General features: G+C 44.3%; 2 rRNA genes. Both read right to left on the reverse strand.

The annotated features are described in order from the left end of the window. Nucleotides 1-444 (reverse strand): 23S ribosomal RNA (locus tag CLOACE_RS11630); the annotation flags it as partial. A 115-nt stretch (nt 445-559) separates the two neighbouring features. Then, nucleotides 560-644: ribosomal RNA gene (locus CLOACE_RS11635) — 16S ribosomal RNA — on the reverse strand; the annotation flags it as partial.

A 644-nucleotide genomic window follows, 5' to 3' on the forward strand; every position in this document is an offset into this window, starting at 1 on the left:
CCTCCCTGCTTCCCACAAGGTTTCACGTGTCTCGTGGTACTCTGGATCAGATCTTACGGTTTATTCTTTCACCTACAGGTCTATTACCTTCTACGGACTAACTTTCCAGTTAAGTTCGGTTAGAACTTTCCGCTTTTATGATCTGTCCTCAACCCCAGAGTCAAGACTCTGGTTTGGGCTCTTTCCCTTTCGCTCGCCGCTACTTAGAAAATCGATTTTTCTTTCTCTTCCTCTAGGTACTTAGATGTTTCAGTTCCCTAGGTATACCTCTGTGAATCTATTTATTCAACTCACAGTACACTACGTTAGTAGTGTGGGTTTCCCCATTCGGAAATCTTCGAATCACAGGCTATTTGCGCCTACCCGAAGCTTATCGCAGCTTATCACGTCCTTCATCGGCTACTGGTGCCAAGGCATCCACCATGCGCCCTTTGTAGCTTGACCTACATATATATTTTTACTTTACTGTGCAATTTTCAAAGAACAATGAGAGTTAGTCTCTCAAAATTAAACAGATAATGAAACCTCCAGGAAATATTATTTCCTGAATTCTCCTTAGAAAGGAGGTGATCCAGCCGCAGGTTCTCCTACGGCTACCTTGTTACGACTTCACCCCAATCACTAATCCCACCTTCGGCCGCTGG

This window comes from Clostridium acetireducens DSM 10703, assembly GCF_001758365.1.
Classification (GTDB): domain Bacteria; phylum Bacillota; class Clostridia; order Clostridiales; family Clostridiaceae; genus Clostridium_C; species Clostridium_C acetireducens.